This window comes from Pseudomonas sp. ACM7 (assembly GCF_004136015.1).
Classification (GTDB): domain Bacteria; phylum Pseudomonadota; class Gammaproteobacteria; order Pseudomonadales; family Pseudomonadaceae; genus Aquipseudomonas; species Aquipseudomonas frigoris.
The window spans coordinates 4476821-4501790 of sequence record NZ_CP024866.1 but is presented as its reverse complement, the minus strand read 5'-3'; the positions used below and the strand labels follow the sequence as shown (position 1 = coordinate 4501790).

21 protein-coding genes are annotated in these 24970 nt (G+C 59.0%); 1 reads left to right on the top strand and 20 read right to left on the bottom strand.

The features are described 5' to 3' along the window. Nucleotides 1-5 precede the first annotated feature (5 nt). The 20 genes from fliG to CUN63_RS21200 form a co-directional block, all read right to left on the bottom strand. A complete protein-coding gene (gene fliG / locus CUN63_RS21300) occupies nt 6-1025 on the bottom strand; it encodes a flagellar motor switch protein FliG (RefSeq protein WP_007894195.1) in 1020 nt (339 codons plus the stop codon). Then, complete coding sequence (gene fliF, locus CUN63_RS21295; protein WP_129442175.1) at nt 1018-2805, bottom strand: flagellar basal-body MS-ring/collar protein FliF; 1788 nt, start codon at nt 2803-2805, stop codon at nt 1018-1020. The genes fliG and fliF overlap by 8 nt, the downstream gene beginning before the upstream one ends. A gap of 14 nt (nt 2806-2819) precedes the next feature. Then, a complete protein-coding gene (fliE, locus tag CUN63_RS21290; RefSeq protein ID WP_129442173.1) occupies nt 2820-3149 on the bottom strand; it encodes a flagellar hook-basal body complex protein FliE in 330 nt (109 codons plus the stop codon). A 308-nt stretch (nt 3150-3457) separates the two neighbouring features. Then, nucleotides 3458-4843, bottom strand: coding sequence for a sigma-54-dependent response regulator transcription factor FleR (fleR, locus tag CUN63_RS21280; RefSeq protein WP_129442169.1), 1386 nt, complete (start codon nt 4841-4843; stop codon nt 3458-3460). 5 nt (nt 4844-4848) lie between these two features. Next, nucleotides 4849-6054: a PAS domain-containing sensor histidine kinase gene (locus CUN63_RS21275; protein WP_165353266.1), complete on the bottom strand. Its 1206-nt coding sequence runs from the start codon at nt 6052-6054 to the stop codon at nt 4849-4851. 128 nt (nt 6055-6182) lie between these two features. Next, a complete protein-coding gene (locus CUN63_RS21270; RefSeq protein WP_129442165.1) occupies nt 6183-7658 on the bottom strand; it encodes a sigma-54 dependent transcriptional regulator in 1476 nt (491 codons plus the stop codon). A gap of 174 nt (nt 7659-7832) precedes the next feature. Next, entirely contained in the window at nt 7833-8129 is a 297-nt protein-coding gene (fliT, locus tag CUN63_RS21265; RefSeq protein WP_129442164.1) for a flagellar protein FliT, read from the bottom strand. Nucleotides 8130-8153: 24 nt separating this feature from the next. Beyond that, nucleotides 8154-8543: a flagellar export chaperone FliS gene (gene fliS / locus CUN63_RS21260; RefSeq protein ID WP_033055968.1), complete on the bottom strand. Its 390-nt coding sequence runs from the start codon at nt 8541-8543 to the stop codon at nt 8154-8156. A gap of 154 nt (nt 8544-8697) precedes the next feature. Beyond that, the gene (gene fliD, locus CUN63_RS21255; RefSeq protein WP_129442162.1) at nt 8698-10083 is read right to left on the bottom strand and encodes a flagellar filament capping protein FliD; all 1386 of its coding nucleotides are present in this window, start codon (nt 10081-10083) and stop codon (nt 8698-8700) included. 81 nt (nt 10084-10164) lie between these two features. Further along, nucleotides 10165-10515: a flagellar protein FlaG gene (locus CUN63_RS21250; protein ID WP_129442160.1), complete on the bottom strand. Its 351-nt coding sequence runs from the start codon at nt 10513-10515 to the stop codon at nt 10165-10167. A gap of 74 nt (nt 10516-10589) precedes the next feature. Continuing rightward, a complete protein-coding gene (locus tag CUN63_RS21245) occupies nt 10590-12035 on the bottom strand; it encodes a flagellin (protein WP_129442158.1) in 1446 nt (481 codons plus the stop codon). 254 nt (nt 12036-12289) lie between these two features. After that, nucleotides 12290-13219 carry a ketoacyl-ACP synthase III gene (locus CUN63_RS21240; RefSeq protein ID WP_129442156.1) on the bottom strand — a complete coding sequence of 310 codons (930 nt, stop codon included), beginning with the start codon at nt 13217-13219 and terminating at the stop codon, nt 12290-12292. Nucleotides 13220-13532: 313 nt separating this feature from the next. Next, the gene (locus CUN63_RS21235; protein WP_129442154.1) at nt 13533-15110 is read right to left on the bottom strand and encodes a flagellar hook-associated protein 3; all 1578 of its coding nucleotides are present in this window, start codon (nt 15108-15110) and stop codon (nt 13533-13535) included. Between the two features lie 13 nt (nt 15111-15123). Then, the gene (flgK, locus tag CUN63_RS21230; protein ID WP_129442152.1) at nt 15124-17133 is read right to left on the bottom strand and encodes a flagellar hook-associated protein FlgK; all 2010 of its coding nucleotides are present in this window, start codon (nt 17131-17133) and stop codon (nt 15124-15126) included. 23 nt (nt 17134-17156) lie between these two features. Further along, nucleotides 17157-18449, bottom strand: a complete 1293-nt coding sequence (flgJ, locus tag CUN63_RS21225) for a flagellar assembly peptidoglycan hydrolase FlgJ (protein ID WP_129442150.1) — start codon at nt 18447-18449, stop codon at nt 17157-17159. 11 nt (nt 18450-18460) lie between these two features. Continuing rightward, entirely contained in the window at nt 18461-19549 is a 1089-nt protein-coding gene (locus CUN63_RS21220) for a flagellar basal body P-ring protein FlgI (protein WP_129445128.1), read from the bottom strand. A gap of 27 nt (nt 19550-19576) precedes the next feature. Then, nucleotides 19577-20272 carry a flagellar basal body L-ring protein FlgH gene (gene flgH / locus CUN63_RS21215; protein ID WP_129442148.1) on the bottom strand — a complete coding sequence of 232 codons (696 nt, stop codon included), beginning with the start codon at nt 20270-20272 and terminating at the stop codon, nt 19577-19579. Nucleotides 20273-20324: 52 nt separating this feature from the next. Continuing rightward, entirely contained in the window at nt 20325-21110 is a 786-nt protein-coding gene (flgG, locus tag CUN63_RS21210) for a flagellar basal-body rod protein FlgG (protein ID WP_033055957.1), read from the bottom strand. A 45-nt stretch (nt 21111-21155) separates the two neighbouring features. After that, on the bottom strand, nt 21156-21896 hold the full coding sequence (locus CUN63_RS21205) for a flagellar basal body rod protein FlgF (protein WP_129442146.1): 741 nt from the start codon (nt 21894-21896) through the stop codon (nt 21156-21158). A 320-nt stretch (nt 21897-22216) separates the two neighbouring features. Next, nucleotides 22217-23776 carry a sigma-54-dependent transcriptional regulator gene (locus CUN63_RS21200; RefSeq protein WP_111451850.1) on the bottom strand — a complete coding sequence of 520 codons (1560 nt, stop codon included), beginning with the start codon at nt 23774-23776 and terminating at the stop codon, nt 22217-22219. 403 nt (nt 23777-24179) lie between these two features. Between CUN63_RS21200 and phhA the strand changes: the two genes are divergently transcribed. Then, nucleotides 24180-24965 (top strand): phenylalanine 4-monooxygenase, encoded by a 786-nt coding sequence (gene phhA, locus CUN63_RS21195; RefSeq protein WP_129442144.1) that lies wholly within the window; start codon nt 24180-24182, stop codon nt 24963-24965. The last annotated feature ends 5 nt before the right edge of the window (nt 24966-24970 follow it).

The window sequence follows — 24970 nt, the reverse complement described above, 5'->3', positions numbered from 1 at the left end:
TGACCTTAGATCATCTCTTCGCCGCCCTTCCCGCCGAGAACGATTTCTCCGGCTTCGGCCATACGGCGGGCAATGGTGAGGATTTCTTTCTGCGCGGTTTCCACGTCGCTGACGCGCACCGGGCCTTTGGCCTCGAGGTCGTCGCGCAACAGTTCGGCCGCCCGTTTGGACATGTTCTTGAAGATCTTCTCTTTGACGCCCTCGTCCGAACCCTTGAGGGCCAGCACCAGCACGTCGGAGGACACTTCGCGCAGCAGCGCTTGAATACCGCGATCGTCGACATCGGACAGGTTGTTGAACACGAACATGAGGTCTTCGATCTGACCGGACAGGTCTTCGTCGACTTCGCGGATCGAGTCCATCAGCTGACCTTCGATCGAGCTGTCGAGGAAGTTCATGATATCCGCCGCACGCTTGATGCCACCCAGGGTGGTGCGCGAGGCATTCGAGTTGCCGGAGAACTGCTTCTCGAGAATCTGGTTGAGTTCTTTCAGGGCCGCAGGCTGCACGGTATTCAGCGAGGAGACCCGCAGAATAATGTCCAGACGCACCTTGTGGTCGAAGTTGCCGAGCACTTCACCCGCCTGGTCCGGATCGAGATACGCCACCACGATCGCCTGGATCTGCGGGTGCTCGTAACGGATCACGTCGGCGACGGCGCGCGGCTCCATCCACTTCAGGCTGTCGAGGCCACTGGTGTTGCCGCCCAGCAGGATGCGGTCGATCAGGCCGTTGGCCTTGTCTTCGCCCAGGGCCTGCGTGAGCATTTTGCGCACGTAGTCATCGGAGCCGACGCCGAGGCTGGTCTGGTCGCCGACGATGTCGACGAACTCACTCATCACCTGCTCGACCTGCTCGCGGTGCACGTTACCCATTTGGGCCATGGCCACACCCACACGCTGGACCTCTTTGGGCCCCATGTGGCGCAGCACTTGGGCGGCGTCGGTAGAACCCAAGGACAGCAGCAGAATCGCGGCTTTGTCGACCTTGGTCAGTTTGGCGGCAACGGCTCGGTTATCACTCATCTGCGTTAATCCACTCTTTCACGACCTGGGCCACGCGACCCGGATCTTCTGCCACCAGACTCTTGATTGCGTTCAATTGTGCGTCATAGCCTTCGCTCGGGCTCGGCAACAGAATACTGGTCGGGCCACCGAGACTGACGCGGTCGTTGCGCAGTTCGCCGTCCAGTCCGCCCATGCCACCCAACTCGACGTCACTGCCCAGACCAGCCAGCTGTTTGTCTTTGCCGCCGCCGGTGATGTTGTTGAGCACCGGACGCAGCACACCGAACACCAGCACCAGGATGAACAAGACACCCAGCACTTGCTTGACGATGTCCCAGAACCACGGCTGGGAGTAGAACGGAATTTCGGCAATCACTTCCCCGCGCTCGGCGGAGAACGGCATGTTGATCACACTGACACTGTCGCCTCGGCTGGCGTCGAAGCCGACGGCGTCCTGTACCAGGCGAGTGAAGCGCGCCAATTCATCGGCGGTCCACGGCGCACGGGTGGTTTCACCGTTGGCCGCGTTGATCTTGACCTGGTCATCCACCACCACCGACACCGAGAGGCGATTCAAACGGCCCTGCTGTTGTTTGGTGTGGCTGATGGAACGGTCGAGTTCAAAGTTCTTGGTGGACTGTTGACGCTTGTCCGCCGGGTACGGTGCAAGCATAGGCTGGCCGGTGGCCGGGTCCATGATTTGCTGACCGTTGGCATCCAGCAGTGGCTGGCCTGGCTGCACCATGCCGGCCGACGCGGTAGCGCCACCGGTGGTTTGCGGTGCGGAGGCAGGCGACGGCGGCTGGTTGCTCAAAGCACCCGGCACACCTTGCGGACCATTGCTGGCGGTACGTTGTTCGTTGACCGACTGCTCGCTGCGCAACGCCGGCTGGTCCGGGTTGAATTGCTCGGAGGTCGACTCGACGGCACTGAAATCCACATCGGCCGAGACTTCGGCTTTGTAGCGATCGTTGCCCAGCACCGGTTGCAGAATGTTGTGCACGCGCTGAGTCAGCATGCTTTCCATGCGACGGCTGTAATCGAATTGCTTGCCGGCCATGGTCAGTTCGGAATTTTCCGCCTGATCCGACAGCAGGTTGCCCTTCTGGTCGACGACAGTGATCTGGGATTTGCTGAGTTCGGGAACGCTGGTGGCCACCAGGTTAATGATCGCCAGCACTTGGCCTGGCTCCAGCGAGCGGCCGGAGTACAGCTCCACCAGAATCGAAGCGCTCGGCTTGCGCTCGTCGCGCACGAACACCGAACTTTTCGGAATCGCCAGGTGCACGCGGGCACCCTTGACGTTGTTCAGGCTGGAAATGGTGCGGGCCAGTTCGCCTTCGAGACCGCGACGATAACGGGTCGCTTCCATGAACTGGCTGGTGCCCAGGCCCTGGTCCTTGTCGAGAATTTCAAAACCGATGTTGCCATCGCTGGGAGTGACACCAGCGCCCGCGAGTTTGATTCGCGCACGGGACAGGTCATCGGCCTTGACCAGCAAGGCACCGGAGTTCGGTTCAACGGTATAGGGAATGTCGGCTGCGGCCAGGGTATCCATGACCTGTTTGGCGTCCATACCGGCAAGGCTGCCGTACAGAGGCCGGTAGTCCGGCTGCTGGGACCACAACACCACGGCAAAGCCAATCGCCACGCTCGCAGCCAGGCCGACCAACAGGCCTACCTGACGCAACATGGTCATCTCGGAGAGGTTTTCCAGGAAGGACAACCCGAACAGCGGCGGCTTGCCGTCTATTGGAGTGGCCTTGGCCGGAACATTATCGGCGACTGCTTCTGCCATGACTCAATTCGTCCTTAAACCGGCATCTGCATGATGTCTTGGTATGCCTGAACCAGCTTGTTGCGTACTTGGGTCAACGCTTGAAAAGACACGCTGGCCTTCTGCGAGGAAATCATCACGTCCGTCAGGTCGACGCCACTCTTGCCGATCTCGAAGGCACTGGCCAACTGACTGGACGCCTGCTGCGTCTCGTTCACTTTATTGACGGCCTGACCGAGCATGTCGGAAAAGCTGCTGCCACCCATTTCAGGAACAGCGGCAGTCGATTTCGACGCAGACATGGCATCCATTTGCATGGAACGCATGTCCAGCATCAATCGATTGAATTCAATACCTTGGCTCATGGTCTCTCTCTTTGACGAGCTACGTCTTTGGCGACCCGCAATTTTTTGACACTCACTCGGCGGGTAGTGAGGTGTTAGCAACAAGGGTGCCAGCTCCGTGGCCGCTCTAAACAAAAGCCAATTCCGGGCTTTGCTCAACCATGAACCACCGCAAAACATATGTGGGAGCGGCGGTGCGACGATTCGACTTGCTCGCGAATACGGTTTTCCATTCAACAGAGATGCTGGCTGGTCTACAGCTTTTGCGAGCAAGTCGAATCGTCGCACCGCCGCTCCCACATTTAGATCGGTGTTGCTTGCGTCAACTTTCAGGTGGCGAACAAATAAGCTTCCACGTCCATTCCGGCATCACGCATCTGCGCCAGCTTGTAACGCAGGGTGCGCGGACTGATGCCCAAACGCTCGGCGGCCTCTTTGCGACGGCCGCGTTCGGAGCGCAAGGTGTCGATGATCATCTGGAACTCACGGCGACGCAGGTCATCGCCCAGCGCCCCGGCCGACTCGGATTCGATCTCAACCGCCCGCACTGGCGTCGCAGCCAGTGCCGGCAACGGCGCACAGGCGACCGGCCCGGACAGGCAGAAATCCTGCGGCTGAATCAAACCACCCTGCTGCAGAATCAGCGCACGCTGGATCGCATTATCCAGCTCACGCACGTTGCCCGGCCACGGATAACCAATCAGGCACGCCTGCGCCTCGGGCGACAGCCTCGCTGCGGCATGCTTCATTTTATTGACGTGCTTGGCCAGCAGACGCTCGGCCAACGGCAGGATGTCGGCGGTACGTTCGCGCAACGGACGCCAGGCCAGCGGAAACACCGACAGGCGATAGTAAAGGTCTTCGCGAAAACGCCCCGCCGCCACTTCACCGGCCAGGTCACGGTTGGTGGTGGCGACCACTCGAATGTCCAGCGTGATCGGCTTGCGAGCGCCGACTCGCTCGACTTCGCGCTCCTGCAATACCCGCAGCAACTTGGCCTGAAGGCCCAGGGGCATTTCGGAGATTTCATCGAGCAGGATCGTGCCGCCATCAGCTTGCTCGAACTTGCCGGCCTGCGCTGCGATGGCGCCAGTGAACGAACCCTTTTCGTGTCCGAACAGCGTGGCTTCGAGCATGTTGTCGGGGATGGCTGCGCAGTTGATCGCAATGAACGGCTGACTGGCACGATGGGAGTGCTGATGAATGTACCGAGCCAGTACTTCTTTGCCGGTCCCGGACTCACCGGAGATCAACACCGTGGAATCACTGCGCGCCACCCGTGCGGCCAATTCCAGCAATTGCGCACTGGCCGGCTCGAACGCTACAGGCCCCTCGCCCTCGGTCGCGCCGAGGTTGCCCAGCGCATGACGCGCCACCAGATCGAGCAATGCCTTGGGCTCGAATGGTTTGACCAGATAATCCGCCGCGCCCTGGCGCATCGCATCGACTGCCCGCTCCACGGCGCCGTGAGCCGTCATCAGCAACACCGGCAGCTGCGGCTGACGAGTGCGCAGCAATCCGAGCAGTTGATGACCGTCCATGCCCGGCATGTTGACGTCACTCAGCACCAGGTTGAACGCCTCATTACCGACCGCCGCCAGCGCTTCTTCTGCCGAGCCTACCGCCGTGTAGTCGTGCCCCGCGAGCAGCAGTGTATCCGCCAGTGCCTCGCGTAGCGCGCGGTCGTCCTCGACCAGTAAAACCTTGATTGCCATGTCCTTCACTCCGCTCCCTGAGCGCTGGGTTTTTCACCAGAAAAAAGTGGCAGGATCACCTGCGCACACGTGCCGCGACCGAGCCGCGAGCGCAGCTGCAATTCTCCTTGATGAGCACGCGTCACCGCCTTGACCACGGTCAGGCCGAGGCCGGTTCCGGTGGTTTTAGTGGTAAAGAAGGGTTCACCCAGACGCGCCAGTACTTTCGTATCGATGCCGCTACCGCTGTCGCTGACCGCTACACGCAGGTTGTTGTCACGGGTATAGAAATGAACTTTCAAACGCACATCGCCGGCGCCGGCCTGGATGGCGTTCTCGATCAGGTTCAGGATCGCCCCGACCAGCGTGTCGCGATTGCACAGCAATTCACCTGCGTGACTGTCGCACTGCCAGCGAATCGGCAGGTCCTGCACATGGGTCAGTGCTGCTGCCTGCAGCGACTGCATCAGCATTTTGGGCGTGACGCGATCGGTCAGCGGCAGCTCGCCGCGCGCAAACACCAGCATGTCGCGAACCTGATGCTCCAACTCATGCAGACGCTCTTTCAGGCGCCCGGCAAAACGTTGCTGGGTCTCGACCGGCAACGCTTGCTCAGTCAAATGACTGGCGTAGAGCAAGGCGGCGGACAAGGGGGTACGAATCTGATGAGCCAGCGAAGCGACCATCCGACCGAGGGACGACAGACGTTCGTGGCGGGCCAACTGATCTTGCAGATGACGGGTTTCAGTCAGGTCGTTGAGCAACACCAACTGACCGGGCTCGGCATCCAGCGAGCGAGTAGAGATCGACAAACGCCGACCGTCCTTGAGCGAGATTTCGTGACCGTCGTCTTCACGGGGCGCAAAGCAGCGGGCAATGACATGACGCCACAGCTCGCCTTCAAGGGGCAGACCGAGCAGCTCGCAGGCAGCGGGGTTGGCTTCGCGCACGATGCCTTGGGCGTCGATGACGATGACGCCGCCGGGCAACAGATCGAGGAGGTTTTGCAGCCGGTTGGCCAGGCGTTCTTTTTCCGCCAGCTCCTGCATGCGCTGAGCGCTGACCACCGCCAGCTCACCCTTGAGCTCGGTGACTCGGGCTTCGAGCATGCTGTAGGAATCGGTCAATTGGCTCGACATCTGGTTGAACAGTGCAAACGCCTGCTCAAGGCCAAGCCGGCTCGCCTGCTCTACGGACGACGGTTGTCCCGAAGCGTCAGGGACAGGAGACATCTGGGCGGCTTGGGGCATTGTGCTCTCTCGCTTGGCTGACCGTCAGTTAAACGGAACGTTGCGAGGGATGTAGCAATACCCGTGCCTAAAAAAAACCGCCTACAAATGAAGGACTTGAAAAACAGGCGTCAATCATCCGCCTGTTCATCACCGTCACGACGGCTCATGCCGTACTTGCGCATCTTTTCCACCAGCGTGGTGCGACGAATGCGCAGGCGTTCGGCGGCGCGCGCAACGATGCCATTGGCATCATCCAGCGCCTGCTGAATCAGCCCTTGTTCCAGACCACCGAGGTAGTCCTTCAGGTCCAGACCTTCCGGTGGCAGCATGGCGCCGGCCGAGAAGTCCGGAGTATGACCGTTGATGGCCACCCGCTCTTCAAGATCGCTGCGCAGGCTGTCGACCAGTTGCTCGTCCTCATCGTCGACGTAACGGAATTTCTTCGGCAGCTCGACCACGCCGATCACCCCGTACGGATGCATGATCGCCATGCGTTCCACCAGGTTGGCGAGCTCGCGGACGTTGCCCGGCCAGCCGTGGCGGCACAGCGACATGATCGCCGCCGAGTTGAAACGGATCGAACCACGCTTCTCGTGCTCCATGCGCGAGATCAACTCGTTCATCAGCAACGGGATGTCTTCGACACGTTCGCGCAGCGGCGCCATCTCGATCGGGAATACGTTCAGGCGGTAGTACAAGTCTTCGCGGAAGGTGCCGACCTCGATCATGCTTTCGAGGTTCTTGTGGGTCGCCGCGATGATCCGCACATCGACGCTCTGGGTCTTGTTGCTGCCCACGCGCTCGAAGGTGCGTTCCTGCAATACGCGCAGCAACTTGACCTGCATCGGCAACGGCATGTCACCGATTTCATCGAGGAACAGCGTGCCGCCATTGGCCAGTTCGAAACGCCCGGCTCGGCTGGTGATTGCCCCGGTGAAGGCACCCTTCTCGTGGCCAAACAGTTCGCTTTCCAGCAACTCGGCAGGGATCGCCCCGCAGTTGACCGGTACGAACGGCGCGTCACGACGCTTGGAGTGATAGTGCAGGTTGCGCGCGACCACTTCCTTGCCGGTCCCGGATTCACCGAGGATCAGCACACTGGCATCGGTGTCGGCGACTTGCTGCATCATCTGACGGACGTGTTGAATCGCCCGACTGGTGCCGACAAGACTGCGGAAAAGATTGGGTTCGCGATGACGACCGCGCTCGCGGGCCTGGTCGTACATCTCGCGATAGACCTGGGCACGGTGCAGGGAGTCGAGCAACTTGCTGTAGCTGGGTGGCATTTCGAGGGTCGAAAGCACTCGGCGACGCTGGTCTTCTGGCAAGTCAACGGAAGAATTATCGCCCATTAACAAAACCGGAAGGAACTCATCCCAGGTGGAGAGTGTCTTTAACAAGCCCGTAAGTGCGCCAGGAGCATTGACTGTCCCGATGAGGACACAGATCACTTCACGACTTGACGACAATGAGCCGACAGCCTGCTGCCAGTCATGGCTACCGCAGGGTAAATTTTCTTCGCCAAGAAAATTTAATATCACCGCCAAGTCGCGGCGGCGGACGCTATCGTCATCAATCAGCAGGATTTTGGTTTCACGCCACATGCAATAGCAACTTCCCTAGTCAACTCAATGCCCGAAATGAGGGGGCAAGCTAGACGCTTGCAGACACGTTGATGCCTGTAGACGCCTGAAATGTTCAACCAGCCACTAGTTAAGTCAAAAAACCGTGCACAGTCAAATTTATGGCGCACTAAGTTTGGATTAACCGGGGATTAATTAACCAAACAGATGGTAAACCTTTGCCGCGTTCTGTGCTTGATGGATCTGCGACATCTCATCAACTATCGCTTGGCGCTCTCCCATCGTCGCCGTCAATAAATCCTTGTACACCGACAACAGGCTCTCCAAATTGGTCCGCAACGCTTCTTCGTCGATCGGCGCTTCGCTTAGCACCTCATCAACGCATTCGCGACAAGCCACATCCAGTTCGCCGATCGCATCCCAATTACGCGCCGCCAAGGCGTCAACCAGGGCTTCGCGCGTTTCTTCAATCCGCTGCAGTGCTTGACTCATGGCACTATCCTCAGACCCGCAGGCCTATTGGTTTGCAATTGCATCCCAGCCGCTTTTCAGGGTATCGAGCAGACCCGATACTTCGTCGATGATCGCTGCATCGTTGTTGCGGTTGGCTTCCATCAGACGCGTCATCATGTAGGCGTACAAGTTGTCGAGCTGCTGGAGCGAAGCCGGGTCTTCGGTCTTCTCCGGGTTCAGACCGTCACGCAGACCGATGATGATGTCAACGGCCTTGCCGAGCATCAATCCCTTGAGTGCGATGTCACCCCGCTCCATTGCGCCCTTGGCTTGAGCCATGCGGTCCAGCCCACCCTCCATCAGCAACTGAACCAGGCGATGAGGATTGGCTTCAGAGATCTGAGCATGGGAATTGACCTTCTGGTACTGGCGAAGGGCTCTCATGGGATTCATGTTTCTACCTCGTGACAGACAATAACTGAAAATGGGTTTTCTCTGACCAATATGTCGACTGGTCGCCACAAAACTTTAACCCGGCCCCGCTATCCAAGAAAAAAACCCAGGCGCTGTAATGACAGCAGGCCTGGGTTTTTTTATGCGATCCGGATCAGTTGGATTTCGGATTGTTCAGTGCATTGAGCGTGGTCATGATGCTGGTGCTCTGCGCCCGCAGCTTGGCTACCAGGGAGTCCATGGCGTTGTACTTGGCCGCCAGACTCGCTTGCAGGCTGGTCATACGCGAATTGAGGCTGTCCTGTTGCTTTTTCAAGTCGTTCAGACTGTCGGTCAGGCTCGCCGAGCGCGCGGCGAACACCCCGGTCTTGCTCAGGGCGAAGCTGTCGGTCGCAGATTTCATGCGTGCCAGCAAACCGGTGTCGCCGGTGAAGATAGCGTTGATGTCGGCGGCATTGGTCAAAACCGCAGCATCCCACCGCTTGTCGTCGATCGTCAGGGTGCCGGTTTTCTGGTCAGTCTGCACGCCAAACTGGGATAACGCTTTCATCTGGCCCGTGCCCGACATTGCGTTCAGCTCGGTGCGTACCGCAGACACCAGCGAACGCAGCGATGCATCGCCGGTCAGGGCGCCGGACGTCACCGAACCATCGGCGTTGGTAGTGACCTGGGTTTCGGCGTTGGCCGCCTTGATCAATGCGTTGTAGGTATCGACAAAGCCTTTGACCGAAGACTTCAGCGTCGCGCTGCTGGCGGCTACGGTAATGGTGCTCGCTGTCGGCGCAGAAGCACCGGCTGCGGTCGGAGAAACACCCGTCAGCTTGACGGTAACCCCACTCACGGCATCGGCGATGGTGTTGGTCTTGGATTGCATCACCAAACCGTCAAGGGTGTACTTGGCGTTCTGCGGCGGGGCGAGGACCGAAGTACCAGTTTCCAGGCCCGAGCTGCCCGACAAGGTCAGGTCCGTACCGATACCGGTGGTGGTCGACGTCAGCACCAGTCGAGAGCCGCTGGCGTCGGTCAGAATGTTGGCACTCAAGCCCTGGTTGGCATACTGCGAGTTGATCGAGTCACGAACCTGCTGCAGTGTCGAGCCGGCTGGGATACTCACGTCGAAAGTGTTGCTGCCCTGCTTGATGCTCAGGGTGGTCGGCGTCGCGCCTCCGTTGATTACTGTCGAAGCGCCGCCAGCATAAACCTTGCTCGAAATCTTCGATGCCGTCGCCAACTGAGTGACCAACAGCGAGAAACTGCCGGCCGCCGCGCCATTGCCGGTGGTGACAGTGGCTACTTTTTCATCGGAGGACGAACCGGTCAGTCCATTGAAGCTGGCGGTCGTCTTCATGTTGTCCAATGCACCACGAAACGCGTCCAGCGCCGCCTGGATTTTGCCGATAGACGACAGCGAGGTAGTCGCTTTCAGCGTCTGGCTGTTGATCTGTGTCTGCTTCGGCGCCCTTTCGGAATCGACCAAAGACTTCACGATCGCCTGGGTATCGATGTTCGAACCAATACCGCTAACCGTTGAACCCGCCATCATCTCTCTCCTTATCCAGTGGCTGCCGTTTTCTTGACTAAGAGCGCCTTAACCAGCGACAACAACAAAATTCATGCCAGCTCAAGCCTTGGCGTCAAACAGCAAGCTGCTGGCATCCGTCAGGCTCTGTGCAAGCTTCAAAGCGGTTTCCGAAGGGATCTGGCGAATCACGTCACCGGTTTCGGTGGCGATGACCTTGACCACGACTCGGCCGGTGGAATCATCAATGGTGAAATCCAGCTTGCGCTGGGCAGCCTGGACGAATTCCCGAATATCGGTCACGGCCTTTTCGAGATCGTCACGCTTGGGCTCGGAGCCCGATTGCGCGACGGGCTCAGCCTTGGGCTGTTCCTGTTTGACAGTGACGGTCGGCGTTGCACCTTGAGGGGCAGCGGCTGGATACGACAGGTTCAACTTGACGCTCATGTCCATGCTAAATCTCCTCATCACGGAAAAGACGAAAGGGCACGTAAACGCGCCCTTCCGTCAGTCACCAAGCGCTGATATTACTGAAGCAGCTTCAGTACAGCGGAAGGCAGCTGGTTAGCCTGGGACAGGATCGCGGTGGAAGCCTGTTGCAGGGTTTGTTGCTTGGTCAGCTGAGCAGTTTCCGACGCGAAGTCGACATCCTGGATCACGCCACGAGCAGCAGTGGAGTTGTCCGAGATGCTGCGCAGGTTCGACACGGTGCTGTCGAAACGGTTTTGTACGGCACCGAGGTCAGCACGCTGGGAGTCGATGTTGGCGATCGCTTGCGAGATCACGTCAACAGCGTTTTGTGCGTTGGCAGCGGTGGTCACGTCAGTGTTGCTGACCACGGTTTTGGCCGAGCTAACGGTAGTACCGGCAGCAACGAACAGGCCAGTTGCACCAGCGCCGTTCATCGAGTAGCTGCTGGTGGAGTTCAGGGAAACTGCGCCAGTTACTTGAACTGCTGTGGCAGCGGCAGCAACGCCAGCGCCGTAGGCACCGGAACCGTCTTTGGCCTGAACCGAGATACCGGCGATGGCACTGGCGTCACCAGCGTTCAGGGTGATGTTTTCGCCAGAGTCGGATTTTACTTCCAGACTGTTGGTAGTGGCGTTGAAGTTAACGCTGATGCCCAGTTTGGCGGCGTTGGACTTCAGTTGGTCAGCCAGGCCAGCACTGTCGGTTACGCCGACCATGTTGACTGCGGCACCAGCGCCTACCTTGATGGTGAAGTTCGCAGTGCCTGGCGCAGCACCAGTGATCGCTGCAGTGTTTACAGTGAACTTGGCTTCAGTGCTGGCAGTAGCCGACAGACCGCCAATAATACCGTTCAGCTGGGAAGCGGTAGTTTTTGCAGACTGGCCATTAACGGTAGTGATGTTAGCGGTTTGGCCGCCACCGGTAACAGCGATGGCACCACCGGTCACACCGGCCAGGCTTGGCGCGATGGCCACGCTTTTCAGCTGCTGGGAGCCGATGTTGTTAGCCGATACGTCACCCAGAGTCATGTTGATGGTCTGGTTGGCGTTAGCGCCGACCTGGAAAGCGGTAGTACCGAAAGAACCGTCCAGCAGGTTACGACCACCGAAGGTAGTGGTGCTAGCGATACGCGACAGCTCGGAAGTCAGAGCCGAGTACTCGGCGTTGTTCGACTTACGGTCATCGGCGCTTGGCGAACCGTTCGCGGAGGCCAGGGCCAGGGTACGCATTTTCTGCAGGATGTTGGTGGATTCCTGCATCGCGCCTTCAGCTGTTTGCGCGATGGAGATACCGTCACCGGCGTTCTTGATGGCAGTGCCCAGGCCGTTGATTTGGCTGGTCAGACGGTTGGAAATCTGCAGGCCAGCTGCGTCGTCTTTTGCACTGTTGATACGCAGGCCGGAAGACAGGCGTTGCATCGAATTCTGCAGAGCGTTGGAAGCGTTAGTCAGGTTCTTCTGAACGTTCAGCGAAGCAAGGTTGGTGTTTACGGTTAAAGCCATGACGAAATCCTCGTTGGATGGATACTGCGGCTTCCGGCCCTGGCAACCGCCGGGTGTGGCCTAGAGAACCTACGTAATAGTTATCGTCGTGAAGAGGCTTTGCTTGAGGGGTTTTTTTGAAATTTTTAGTGGCAGCTTGCCAGCCCTTTAGTTTCAAGGCTTTAGAGCCTGAAAATCGGCGCCAGTAAAACGCAAAACGCCCGGCAACTTTCGGCACCGGGCGTTTTTTTGTGTCGACGAAAACGTGTAACCCATCAACCGCGATAGATAATCGCCGAGCCCCACGACAGGCCTACACCGAAACCACTAAGGGCTACACGGGTCCACTTGGAATCGAACACGTGGTTCTGCAACAGCAGCGGAATACTCGACGACACCGTGTTACCGGTTTCGAGCATGTCCTTGATGAACTTCTCAGGCTCGCCTTCTTCGAAGCGACGTGCAACGGCATCGACGATGGCCGCGCTGCCCTGGTGAATGCAGAAGGCATCGATATCGCCAGCCTGCAGGCCGGACTCATCAATCAACTCATGCAAGTGAGCAGGGACTTTCAGCAGTGCAAAGTTGAACACCTGACGACCGTTCATGAAGAACATCCCGTCGCTGACTTTCAGGTGCGGTGCGCCGGAACCGTCAGTCCCGAACTTCGCCTTGCCCAGCTGCCAGGCCGCGTCCTCGCCCATCCAGGTTGCCGTAGCAGCATCGCCAAACAACATGGTGGTGTTGCGGTCTTCCGGGTCGACGATCTTCGAATAAGGATCGGCGGTGATCAGCAAGCCGTTTTTCAGCCCCGCCGCTTCCATGAACCCTTTGATCGCGTAGAGGCCGTACACGTAACCGGAACAGCCCAGGGAGATATCGAACGCGGCGACATGGGTTGGCAGACCCAATTTGTCCTGAACGATCGCAGCGGTATGCGGCAGGCCTTCTTCGTCACCGTTCTGGGTGACGACGATCAAGCAATCGATGGATTCACGCTTGAGTTCGGGGCTGGCGGCGAACAGGGCATTCGCTGCTTCGACACACAGATCGGAAGTTTCCTGATCGGCATTCATGCGCGGCAAAAACGCCGAACCGATCTTGCCAAGGATAAAAGTTTCGTCCTTGTCGAACTTTGCACCCTGGGCGTAGTTGTCAACCCCGGCTGTCGGCACGTAACTCGCTATATTTTTTATGCCAATCATTATGGCTTCCCAATAATAAACAGCTGAATATCGCCGCTCGCTGAATCGAGGGCGTCTACAGTCAGGGCTTGGCCCCCAAAGGAGGGCAACGTCGGGATTCAAGGATCACCTTGAACAGGGTCACCACCTTCACCGCCCGCAGACAGGATACAGTGAAGATGCGCGTTTTGACTGGCGGGTCACTCAGAGATCAGTGCTTTATTTGATTTTGTGCCCCTGGCGCAGTCCCGACCCACCCCACTCCCATCAAAAAAAATGAAAAAAAAAGCCAGCCCCTTATGACAGGGACTGGCCGCGAGCGGTCAAGACCGACTCAAAGCTTGTTGAACAGGCCCAGCTGGGAAATCTTCGAGAACGCCAGTTGCGCCGCTTGCAGCATGGTCTGCTGCAAGGTCAGACGCGTCAGCACTTCCGCAGGATCAGTGTTCTTGATTGAGTTACCCGTTGCTTCGTTGATCAGGCCAGTGCTCTGGTTCTGATCGGCCTGCATGTCCATCACGTTACCCCGGGCACCGATGGCGCCACGGGCCAGGTCGACCTGGTTCTTGGCGTTGCCCAGGTTGGCAATGGCCGAAGCCACGGTGTCTTCCAGAAAGCGCTGCGCGGTCGGGTTGCCCTGGGCCGGTGAGTTAAGCGCCTGACGCAGCTGGCTGATGGTATCCAGCACGTTCTGGGTCTGGTGAGTATTGACCGCGATATCGAATTGATCGCCCGCAGCGGGTGCACCCCCACTGAGGGTAAAGCTGACACCGGCCGCCGTTGCCACACCCGCCGCCACAGTCCCGGAGGTGACCGGCGTGCTGCTGCTGGTCAACGGACGAGCGAACAGGTCAAAGGTTGTAGGGCTGGTGAATTTCAGAACCGCCCCGCCTTCAGGGAAAAAACTCTGATAATCCGCAGCATTGGTCACCGAAGTCTGGCTCACCACAGCCGTCGATCCGTTACTCGGCGCACGGTTGCTGACGAAGCTGTCCGGCTTGGCCGCCAACTGGAAACTGTGACCGGCGATCACCGCATCGGCGTTGGTGGCGTTGTCACCGGCCTGGAAAGTGATATCCAGTTTAAAGGTCACGCCACGGAAGTTGACGTCGGAGCCGCCCTTGGCATTCGGATCAAACACACCGCCCTGACTCGCCTCGGCGGTCACGTCATTGCCCAATGCATCCGTGATCGAAAACTGGGTGCTGCTGGTGAACGCCAGGGTATACGGCTGACCGCTGCGGAAATTCGCATCGAAAGCCGGGCCGGAACTCACCAGGCCCGGCGACAGGGCCACACGCCCGTCATTGACTGCCGGCGCGGTCATGGTGGTCGAGCTTCGAGCGGCGTTGATGGCCTGCTGGAACACGTCCCAACCGGTGTCATTGAGTCCCAGCGACATCGAGTCACCGATCTTCAGTTGCAGCTGGGTCTGGTCACCCTGATAGCTGTAGGTGCCGTCGCTATTGCGCGCGAAGGGCTGAGTGTTGTTGCTGGCGCCGGAAAAGATGTACTTGCCGTTGGCATCCTTGCTGTTCATCAGGCTCAGCAATTGATCTTCGGCCGCGCTGAGTTCAGAAGCAATGGATTTACGGTCGTCGTCGTTCAACGAACCGCCACCGGCACGCACCGACAACTCACTGACTTTCTGCAGCACGTTGTTGATGCTGTCCAGCACGCTTTCTTCCTGGGCCTGAGCAGTGTTCAACGCGCTGATGTTGGTTGTGTACTGACCCAGCATTGCCTTTTGCTGATCGAGTTGCAGCAGGCGGGCCGCACCGACCGGATCATCCGCCGCTGTCTCAAGCTTCACACCGCTACTGGCCTGTTCGGCCGTCTTGATGGCGTTGTTGAAGTTACGCTGATAGTTGGCAGCCGTCGTCGCATAGTACTGTGCAGTAGAAATACGCATGTTTTACGGCTCCTTAAAGGGCGTTGATCAGAGTGCTGAAAATTTCCTGCGCAGTCTTGATGATCTGCGAAGAAGCCGAGTAGTACTGCTGGTATTTGATCAGGTTGCCAGTCTCTTCATCGAGGTCGACACCCGACAGCGAGTCGCGAGAATCCCGGGCCTGGGTCAGGATGGTTCCGGTGGCAGTGGCATCCAGTTGACCCTGCTTGGTCATGGAGCCGACCGACGATACCAGACCACCATAGGCATCGGTAAAACTCACGCCAGGACTGGTGACATTCGCGCCGACCGTGGCCTTGGTTTGCAGACCGAGCAACGCCTGGGCGTTGCGGTTGTCGGTGCTGCTGGCAGCCGTCATCGAAATATTGAAACTGTCGTCCTTGGCAGGGCTGCCACTGACGGTCATTGCCACGCTGAACGTTTTGGCAACGCCCCCGACGTCTGTGTAAGGCACGGAAATATTCAGATTGTTGTTCTGGCCAGGCACGATGCTGCCAGTGCCGATGCTGGTGCCCTTGGCGTCGAACACTTGGTAGGCGGTGCTGCTGGTCATGAGCAGGCGAACCGGCATCGATGCCTTGACCGCCGTCTGTACTTCCAGGCGCTGGACCGGATCGTAGATGTCCAGGACCGTACTCAGAACCGGCTGACTGACAGCACCGGTGCCGTCATTGCCCGAGGCCTTGGTAGACGTCAGCGGAGCGGCCGTGGCCAAGGTTTTACTGTCGGTCATGACGGTGGTCATGTCCGCCGCAGAACTGCGCGTCGGGGTGATTTTGAAGGTGTCGCCGGCATTCAGCGGGCCAGCGTTGAGGCTCAGGCTGAAACCGTCGATGACCGGTGCAGGGGTCGCGCCCAGGGTGAAGCTGCCCATGTCGGTATTATCCGACAGACGACGCACGCTGTAACCCGTGGCACTGGTGAACGTCACACGGTAATCACTGGCCGCCAATTTGCTGGTGTCATTGATGGTGACGTTCAGGTTCCCGGACGACGGATTGTTGCTGCCATTGGCAATGCTGCGCTGGCTGATGGCCGCTGCACTGTTGATGTTATTAAACAACGCCGAGCCGAAATTGCCGTTCTGGTCCAGGCCCTGCCCTAACTGCTTGTTGACCTGATCGGCCACCACCATGGAGATGCGACCAAGCCCGTTGACCGCCGGCGTCAGAACGTCCTCACGGTAACGCATCAGGCCGCCCATCTCACCACCGCTCATCACGTTCGTGATATCGATTGTCGAGCTGCCACGATCCATGATGATCGAGGAATGAGTAGGGTCGGATTTGTCAGTCGACACGCGCAGCGTATTAACGGTATTACCCATGACCAGCGGCTGGCCGCTGCCCAGGTAAATATCCAGGCTGCCATTGTTTTCGGTGACCTGCGTCCCCACCAACTGGGAAAGCTGGCGAACGGTCTCGTTGCGCTGGTCCAGGAGGTCGTTGGGCGCGCTACCCGAACCACTGACCTCACTGATTTTCTGGTTGTAGGCCGCAACGGTCGCCGCCAGCTTGTTGACCTGATCGGCCATCGAGCTCAATTGATCGTTGATGTACGTACCCTGCTGCTGCAGCTGCTGGGAGATGGCATTGAAGCGACTGGTCAAACCCTGGGCATTGGTCAACAACGCTTGACGTGCAGCGGTGTCGTTGGAGTTGGCGGACAACGTTTGCAACGACGAGAAGAACGACTGCAGCGTTTTGGTCACACCGGTGCCGCTGTCGGACAACAGCTTGTCCACTTGCGTGGCCTGCCCCAGGTAAGCCTGCGCATCGCTGTTGAGCGAAGTGGTGGTCTGCAATTGCGCATCGAGGTAACTGTTGTACACCCGACGTACATCGGCCAGTGTCGTACCAGTGCCAATGAACACATTGCCGTATTGATTGGAAGCTTTGGTGCCCTGCACGGTTTGCTGGCGCGAGTACCCGGCGGTGTCGACGTTGGCAATGTTATTGCCGGTAGTCAGCAACGAGGAATGGCCAGCGGCCAGCCCCGACATCCCGATGTTGAGCAAACTCATGGTTCAGACCTTATAGCTTATGCCTATAGAGGCGTGGTGGTAGCGCCCGCCGCAGCGTAGTTCTGGTAACTCGTCATCTGCTTGGCTATCTGCGAAATCTTGCTTGCGTAGTCCGGGTCGGTTGCGTAACCGGCCTTTTGCAACTCGCGCACAAACTGTTCTGGGTTATCGGCCGACTTCACAACATCTTGATAGCGATTGTTGGTTTGCAGCAGCGTCACAAGGTCATGGAAGCTGTCCTTGTAAGAGTCATAGGAACGGAACTGAGCCGTCTCCTTGACCATCTCGCCATTCCTGAATTCGCTGGTGATCGCGCGCGCCGAATCGCCTTTCCAACTGCTGCCAGCCTTGATGCCGAACAGGTTGTGACTGCTGCTGCCATCCTGTGCGCGCATGACCGATTTGCCCCAACCGGTTTCCAGGGCAGCCTGCGCCACCAGGTAACGCGGATCGACACCAATGCGTTCGGCCGCCTCTTTGGCCATCGGCAGCATGGTGCTGACGAATTCGTCGGCGGAACTGAACGCTTTCTTCGCCGGTGCCAGCGGTATTTGCGCCATGGCACGACCATAAACCTGCAGGCGCCCGCTGGATGTCGTATCCGCTTGCGAAGCCAGCCAATCGCCGTTGTACAGGGGCCCGGCACCGGTCTTGGTGCTCTGCGGCATTTTGTTCTGCGCCCTCATGGCGGTCGGGGCATTGGTCGATGCCGACGGCACCAGCCCTGCGAGCAAGCGGTCGGCCAGTTTCGGCGGCAGCGCCAGACGTCGCTGATTGATCAGCGCCATGTCATTGCGATGAGTGCCCTCGCCCGCACTTGCCGACTTCACCGAGCGCGAAGCCCACAACGGACGCTCGCCATTGAGGCGCGACAACGGCCCGTTGGTGGCGACCGTACCGGCGCCAATCGGGGTTTCCACGGCGGCTTTCGCGGCAGCTTGCTTGGCGGCTGACGCTGCAGCAGCCTCGCCCGGGGCCAGCGGCTTGTTCTTCGACATCTGACGCATCAGCACGTCAGCCAGACCAATACCACCCCCCTCGCGGGACATGGAAACGGCCAACTGCTGGTCGTACATTTCCTGGTATTGCTTGGCTGCCGGCGTGTTGAGCGGATTGTCCTGGCCCAGCGTTTCAGTGGCCGAGCGCATGGACTTGAGCATTTCACCGAGAAACAGCGACTCGAATTCCTGCGCAACCTTGCGCATGTTCGCGTCACTGTCCTTGTCGCCGACCTTGAGCTGGTTCAAGCGATTCAGGTCCGAATAGGAACCCGAATCGTTGCTGCTGACCCCCAATCCGCCCTTGCGCATATCCATAGTCGCCGTCCTCAGATCACGATCAGGTCGGCTTGCAACGCGCCGGCCTGTTTCAGTGCTTCGAGGATCGCCATCAAGTCGCCCGGTGCCGCGCCGACCTGGTTCACCGCACGCACGATTTCGTCGAGGGTGGTGCCCGGGCCGAACTTGAACATCGGCTTGGCTTCCTGCTGGGCGTTGACCCGCGAGCGCGGCACGACCGCCGTCTGCCCATTGGACAGAGGGCCAGGCTGGCTGACGATCGGGTCTTCGGTGATGGTCACGGTCAGGCTGCCGTGGGTCACGGCGGCCGGGGAAACCTTGACGTTCTGGCCGATCACGATGGTGCCGGTCCGCGAGTTGATGATGACTTTCGCCACCGCCTGACCCGGGTCGACTTCAAGGTTCTCGATGATCGACAAATAATCGACGCGCTGACTTGGATCGAGTGGCGCACTGACACGAATCGAGCCGCCGTCGATGGCTTGGGCAACGCCAGGGCCGAGCATGTTGTTGATCTTGTCGACGATGCGCTTGGCGGTAGTGAAGTCCGAACGGTTGAGGTTCAGCGTCAGGCTGTTGCCCTGGTTGAAACCGCTCGGCACCGAACGCTCAACCGACGCACCGCCCGGGATACGACCGGCCGACGGAACGTTGACAGTGATCTTCGAACCATCGCGACCTTCGGCATCAAAACCGCCGACCACCAGATTGCCCTGAGCGATCGCGTAGACGTTGCCGTCGATACCCTTGAGCGGCGTCAGCAGCAAGGTGCCGCCGCGCAGGCTCTTGGAGTTACCGATCGACGCTACGGTAATGTCGACCTGCTGACCGGGTTTGGCGAACGCTGGCAAATCAGCACTGATCGACACTGCCGCGACGTTCTTCAACTGCACGTTGCCCGAACCCGGCGGCACCTTGATGCCGAACTGCGAGAGCATGTTGTTGAAGGTCTGCAGGGTGAACGGGGTCTGGGTCGTCTGGTCGCCGGTACCGTTAAGCCCGACCACCAGGCCGTAGCCGATCAATTGGTTGGAACGCACGCCGGAAATACTGGCGATGTCCTTCAGCCGTTCCGCGTGTACGCCAAACGCCGAGGACATCAACAGGGCAGCCACCATGAGGCTTTTGAAATTCAACGTGGCCACCTAGAAAGGGAACAGCGGGCTGAGGAAGAAACGGTCGAACCAGCCTGGCTGACTCGCATCGGCAAACGAACCGGTGCCCGAATAGGTGATGCGTGCATCGGCGATACGGGTCGACGAGACGGTGTTGTCAGTCGAGATGTCATCGGCCCGAACCAGACCGGCAATCCGCACCAGCTCATCACCCGTATTGAGGGTCATCCACTTCTCGCCGCGCACGGCGATGATGCCGTTGGGCAACACGTCGGCGACGGTCACCGTGATCGAGCCAGTGAGGCTGTTGCCCTGCCCGGCCTTGCTGTCACCCTTGGTCGCGCGGTCGCCACTGTAAGCGGCATCCAGACTCAAGTCACCGCTGCCCAGCGGGTTATTCGTGTTGGGCGTACTGCCGAACAATGAGGACAGGCCAATGCTGGCCTTGCTGGTCTTGCCAACCTGGGAATTGGCGTTTTTGCTGGCCTGGGTCTTCTCGTTCAGGGTGATGGTGATGATGTCGCCGACCCGGAACGCCTTGCGGTCGCTGTACAGGTTCTGTTCGAAACCGGCCTGGTAGATCGAGCCGTTATTGGCCGCCGCCGGCAGCGGCGTGCGCGGTAACACCGGGGCGTAGTAAGGGTCATTGGGTTTGGGCGTCGGACCGACGCAGCCCGAAAGCGCGGCGATCCCACTCAGTGCCAGAACAGATACGAAGCGATTCATGACCCTACCTCACGGTGTTGCCGGCGACCTGATGGCCGCCTCATAGACTTGATTACAGATTCTGCGTTACGAACGAGAGCATCTGGTCGGCGGTCGAGATCACCTTGGAGTTCATCTCGTAAGCGCGCTGAGTGGTGATCATGTTGACCATCTCTTCAACGGTGCTGACGTTCGAGGTTTCCAGGGTGTTCTGCAGCGTGGTGCCGAAACCGGCCAGGCCCGGGGTGCCGACTTGCGGCGCGCCACTGGCCGCGGTTTCCAGGAACAGGTTGTTGCCCACGGCTTGCAGACCAGCCGGGTTGATGAAGTCGGCGGTTTGCAGGTTGCCGATTACCTGGGAGGCCGGGTTGCCGGCAACGGTGATGGACACGGTACCGTCGCGACCGACTGTGAAGGTCTGGGCATCGTTCGGAATGACAATGGCCGGTTCCAGGGCAAAGCCGCTGGAGTTCACGATCTGACCGTTGGAGTCCAGGTGAAACGTACCGTCACGGGTGTAGGAAGTCGTGCCGTCCGGCTGAAGAATCTGGAAGAAACCGCGACCGTCGATGGCCATGTCCAACGGCTGCTCAGTGGTTTGCAGGCTGCCGGCGGTGAAGTTTTTCTGGGTGCCGACAATGCGCACACCGGTACCCAATTGCAGACCCGACGGCAGTTCACTGTCCTGGGTCGACTGGGCGCCTGGCTGGCGTTTGATCTGGTAGAGCAAGTCCTGGAACTCGGCGCGGTCACGTTTGAAACCCGTGGTCGACACGTTGGCCAGGTTGTTGGAAATGGTCGTCAGGTTGGTGTCCTGGGCGGACAGACCTGTTTTGGCAACCCATAGAGCCGGAAGCATTCGATTCTCCTCGTGCGCCTGTTTTACGGCGCGACGTTCTGATAATTAGCTGATCTGCAAGACCCGAGCCATGGCCTGGTCGTCTTCTTTGGCGGTGTTCATCATCTTGATGTGCAGCTCGAACTGCTTGGCCAGGGCCAGCACCGAAGTCATCTCTTCCACGGCGTTGACGTTGCTCGACTCAAGGAAACCGGACACCAGTTTGACGCCAGCATCGGCTTGCGCCGGCTTGCCGTCCTTGGTGTGGATCGAACCGTCCAGGCCTTTGGTCATGTTCTTGAAGTCAGGATTAACCAGCTTGATGCGGTCGACTTCCGCCATCACGCGAGGACCTTCGCCCATCGCACGAATGCTGATGGTGCCGTCCTCGCCCACTTCGATTTGCTGCTCGGGCGGCACGGCAATCGGCCCGCCATTGCCCATCACCGGCATACCGTTGCCGGCCCGCAGCACGCCCAGGGCGTCGACGTTCAGGCTGCCGGTGCGCACGTAGCTTTCGCCGCCGTCAGGGTTTTGCACGGCGATCCAGCCATTGCCTTGCACGGCGACATCGAGGTCGCGACCGGTTTCCACCAATGCGCCAGGGGAAAAATCGGTGGCCGGACGTTCGGACAAGGCAAACGCACGCGCCGGAAAGCTGTCACCAAACACCGGCATCGAACGAGCCTGCTCCAGGTCTTTCTGGAAGCCGTTGGTGGAGATGTTCGCCAGGTTGTTGGCATGAGCCTTCTGCGCCAGTGCATTCTGGCTGGCGCCGGTCATTGCCACATAAAGGTACTTGTCCACACTCTTTCCTCTGCATGCCGGACGTTTGCCGCCCACTGCTGTACTGCTGAGCCATAAGCAATTTGCAGACCAACTTTTTTCTGGCGGCGCAGGGCCCGGCAAACAAAGGACTTGAGGGGTTCAGAGGGAATTGGAGGATTGTGTCGAAGACGAAAAACCGGCGGTGTTATGCCGTTTAGTGGCAACGCTTGACCTTAGGCAACGGCCGCCACCGCTATCGCGAGCAAGCTCGCTCCCACATGGAATCTGAGTCGCGCTGAAGATCCCTGTGGGAGCGAGCTTGCTCGCGATGGGGCCAGTACAAACAAAGCAAGTGCCCGCTATGACTCAGTCTTGCCGACCTCATACTCACGCAACTTATTGGCAATGGTCGTATGCGAAACACCGAGCCGCTTACCCAGTTGGCGACTGCTCGGGTGCTCGGAGTACAAGCGCTCAAGCACCGCTTTCTCGAAACGCCCGACAATCTCGTCCAACCCGCCCTCGAGCGAGAAATCGCCAAGTGGCTGACGCACGCCGTAGTCCGGCAGGCGAATATGTTCGGCCTTGACGGTCCCGCCCTCGCACAAGGAAACCGCCTGGAACAACACGTTCTCCAATTGCCGAACATTGCCCGGCCAATGATAGTGACTGAGCCGCTCCATCGCCGCCGGCGCCAGTTTCGGCAGTGGGCAACCGATCTGCCGACTGGCCTGATCGAGGAAGTGTTCCACCAGCGGCGTCAAACCATCGAGGCATTCGCGCAGTGGCGGGATGTGCAGTGAAAGCACGTTCAAGCGGTGATACAAATCCTGGCGAAACTCGCCGCGTGCACACAACTCGGACAGGTCGACCTGCGTCGCGCAGATCACCCGCACATCCAGATAAACCTCTTCATCGCTGCCCACACGACGGAAGCAACCGTCCTGTAGGAAACGCAGCAATTTCACCTGTAAACGCGGGCTCATTTCCCCGACGCCATCGAGAAACAGCGTACCGCCCGCCGTCAGTTCCAGCAGTCCGAGCTTGCCTTCGGCCCGCGCCCCTTCGAAAGCGCCGGGGCCGTAGCCGAACAGCTCCGTCTCAGCCATGGATTCCGGCAGACCGGCGCAGTTGAGCGCCATCAACGGTGACTGCCCCCGCGGACTCGCCAGGTGGCAGGCTCGCGCCAACAACTCTTTACCCGTACCGGTTTCACCTTCTATTAATAGCGGCGCATCCAGCGGGGCCATGCGTCGAGCTTCGCGCACCACCGCAGCCATCACCTTCGAGCTTTGGAAAATGCTGTCGAAACCGCGCAGCTCCTGCTTGCGCACGTTATAGATGCGTTCACCGACCCGGTCGGCGCGGTGCAGCGTGAGTACCGCGCCGGCCATGGCTTCGCTGTCGTCATGTTCCGATTGCAGTGGCGCAATGTCGGCGAGAAACACGTCACCCTTCACCTTCACCCGCAAGCCGTTGATCCGCGATTTGTTGGCGCGCACCAGTTCTGGCAAGTCGAAATCCTCGGCGTAACGCGACAGCGGAATCCCCGGCACCTCATCCACCCGCACGCCGAGCAACTGCGCCGCCGCGCGGTTGGCCGCGACGATCGAACCGCCCATGTCGATCGACAGCACCGGAAACTCCAGGGCGCCGAGCAACGCATTGAGCTCCATGTGCCGACGTTCGCTGGGCATCAGCCCTACACGCTTGACGCCAAAAACCCCGGCTATCGATTCGAACTTGGGACGCAACGCCTGAAACTGAATGTTGATCAGGTTCGGGCAATGCAGGTAGATCGCATTGCCATGCTCACCGCCGACCTCGCCGCGAGCGACGTTGATCCCGTACTCCACCAACAGGTTGAGAATGTCGCGCAGAATGCCGATACGGTTCTGGCAATGGACTTTGATACGCATATAAAGGCCCGAAAAAGCGGTGAGTGAGGTTAATGCCGAGCGCATAACCTGTGGGAGCGGGCTTGCTCGCGAAAGCGGACTGTCTGATACATCAATGTCGGATGTGCCGACGCTTTCGCGAGCAAGCCCGCTCCCACAGGGGTATTCGCAGTGCCTCGGACATATTTTTTTTACTGAGTGGCTCAATTAGTCGTCAAGATTATGTGACACCTGCACGCCATTTCAAACCCGCAAATCTCAATCCCTGCGCCATAGCGGCCGATCCGTAACGAATACTTTACAAAAATCGACGAATTTTCCTACGCACAGCGCGACTCACGTGCTGCAACGCTGCATTTCTTGAGGTATTTCTAGGTCCATAGCAGGACATAACAAGAACGAAATCCCCTAGCAGGAGAGCAGCATGAAGCAGACGCAATACGTGGCTCGCGAGCCCGATGCGCAAGGTTTTATCGACTACCCCGCCGAAGAACACGCGGTGTGGAACACGCTGATTACTCGCCAACTGAAAGTGATCGAGGGTCGTGCGTGCCAGGAATACCTGGACGGTATCGAAAAACTCGGTCTGCCCCACGACCGCATTCCGCAACTCGGTGAGATCAACAAGGTCCTCGGTGAAACCACCGGGTGGCAGGTTGCCCGGGTTCCCGCACTGATCCCCTTCCAGACCTTTTTCGAATTGCTCGCCAACAAGCAGTTCCCGGTAGCGACGTTTATTCGTACCCGCGAAGAACTGGATTACCTGCAAGAGCCGGACATTTTCCACGAGATTTTTGGCCACTGCCCGCTGCTGACCAACCCTTGGTTCGCCGAATTCACCCACACCTACGGCAAACTTGGCCTGCAGGCTTCCAAGGAAGAACGCGTGTACCTGGCGCGTTTGTACTGGATGACCATCGAGTTTGGCCTGGTCGATACGCCAGAGGGCCTGCGCATTTACGGCGGCGGCATTCTCTCCTCGCCAAAAGAGACCGTTTACTGCCTGTCGAACGAACCTGAGCATCAGGCCTTCGATCCGCTGGAATGCATGCGCACGCCGTACCGCATCGACATCCTGCAACCGCTGTACTTTGCCCTGCCGAACCTCAAGCGCCTGTTCGACTTGGCCCACGAAGACATCATGGGCATGGTCAAGCAAGGCATGCAGCTGGGCTTGCACACACCAAAATTTCCGCCAAAGGCTGCGTGATCCGC

Coding starts and splice junctions, on each gene's coding strand:
- fliG (WP_007894195.1), bottom strand. CDS start 1,025: ATGAGTGATAACCGAGCCGTTGCCGCCAAACTGACCAAGGTCGACAAA.
- fliF (WP_129442175.1), bottom strand. CDS start 2,805: ATGGCAGAAGCAGTCGCCGATAATGTTCCGGCCAAGGCCACTCCAATA.
- fliE (WP_129442173.1), bottom strand. CDS start 3,149: ATGAGCCAAGGTATTGAATTCAATCGATTGATGCTGGACATGCGTTCC.
- fleR (WP_129442169.1), bottom strand. CDS start 4,843: ATGGCAATCAAGGTTTTACTGGTCGAGGACGACCGCGCGCTACGCGAG.
- CUN63_RS21275 (WP_165353266.1), bottom strand. CDS start 6,054: ATGTCTCCTGTCCCTGACGCTTCGGGACAACCGTCGTCCGTAGAGCAG.
- CUN63_RS21270 (WP_129442165.1), bottom strand. CDS start 7,658: ATGTGGCGTGAAACCAAAATCCTGCTGATTGATGACGATAGCGTCCGC.
- fliT (WP_129442164.1), bottom strand. CDS start 8,129: ATGAGTCAAGCACTGCAGCGGATTGAAGAAACGCGCGAAGCCCTGGTT.
- fliS (WP_033055968.1), bottom strand. CDS start 8,543: ATGAATCCCATGAGAGCCCTTCGCCAGTACCAGAAGGTCAATTCCCAT.
- fliD (WP_129442162.1), bottom strand. CDS start 10,083: ATGGCGGGTTCAACGGTTAGCGGTATTGGTTCGAACATCGATACCCAG.
- CUN63_RS21250 (WP_129442160.1), bottom strand. CDS start 10,515: ATGGACATGAGCGTCAAGTTGAACCTGTCGTATCCAGCCGCTGCCCCT.
- CUN63_RS21245 (WP_129442158.1), bottom strand. CDS start 12,035: ATGGCTTTAACCGTAAACACCAACCTTGCTTCGCTGAACGTTCAGAAG.
- CUN63_RS21240 (WP_129442156.1), bottom strand. CDS start 13,219: ATGATTGGCATAAAAAATATAGCGAGTTACGTGCCGACAGCCGGGGTT.
- CUN63_RS21235 (WP_129442154.1), bottom strand. CDS start 15,110: ATGCGTATTTCTACTGCACAGTACTATGCGACGACGGCTGCCAACTAT.
- flgK (WP_129442152.1), bottom strand. CDS start 17,133: ATGAGTTTGCTCAACATCGGGATGTCGGGGCTGGCCGCTGGCCATTCC.
- flgJ (WP_129442150.1), bottom strand. CDS start 18,449: ATGGATATGCGCAAGGGCGGATTGGGGGTCAGCAGCAACGATTCGGGT.
- CUN63_RS21220 (WP_129445128.1), bottom strand. CDS start 19,549: ATGGTGGCTGCCCTGTTGATGTCCTCGGCGTTTGGCGTACACGCGGAA.
- flgH (WP_129442148.1), bottom strand. CDS start 20,272: ATGAATCGCTTCGTATCTGTTCTGGCACTGAGTGGGATCGCCGCGCTT.
- flgG (WP_033055957.1), bottom strand. CDS start 21,110: ATGCTTCCGGCTCTATGGGTTGCCAAAACAGGTCTGTCCGCCCAGGAC.
- CUN63_RS21200 (WP_111451850.1), bottom strand. CDS start 23,776: ATGCGTATCAAAGTCCATTGCCAGAACCGTATCGGCATTCTGCGCGAC.
- phhA (WP_129442144.1), top strand. CDS start 24,180: ATGAAGCAGACGCAATACGTGGCTCGCGAGCCCGATGCGCAAGGTTTT.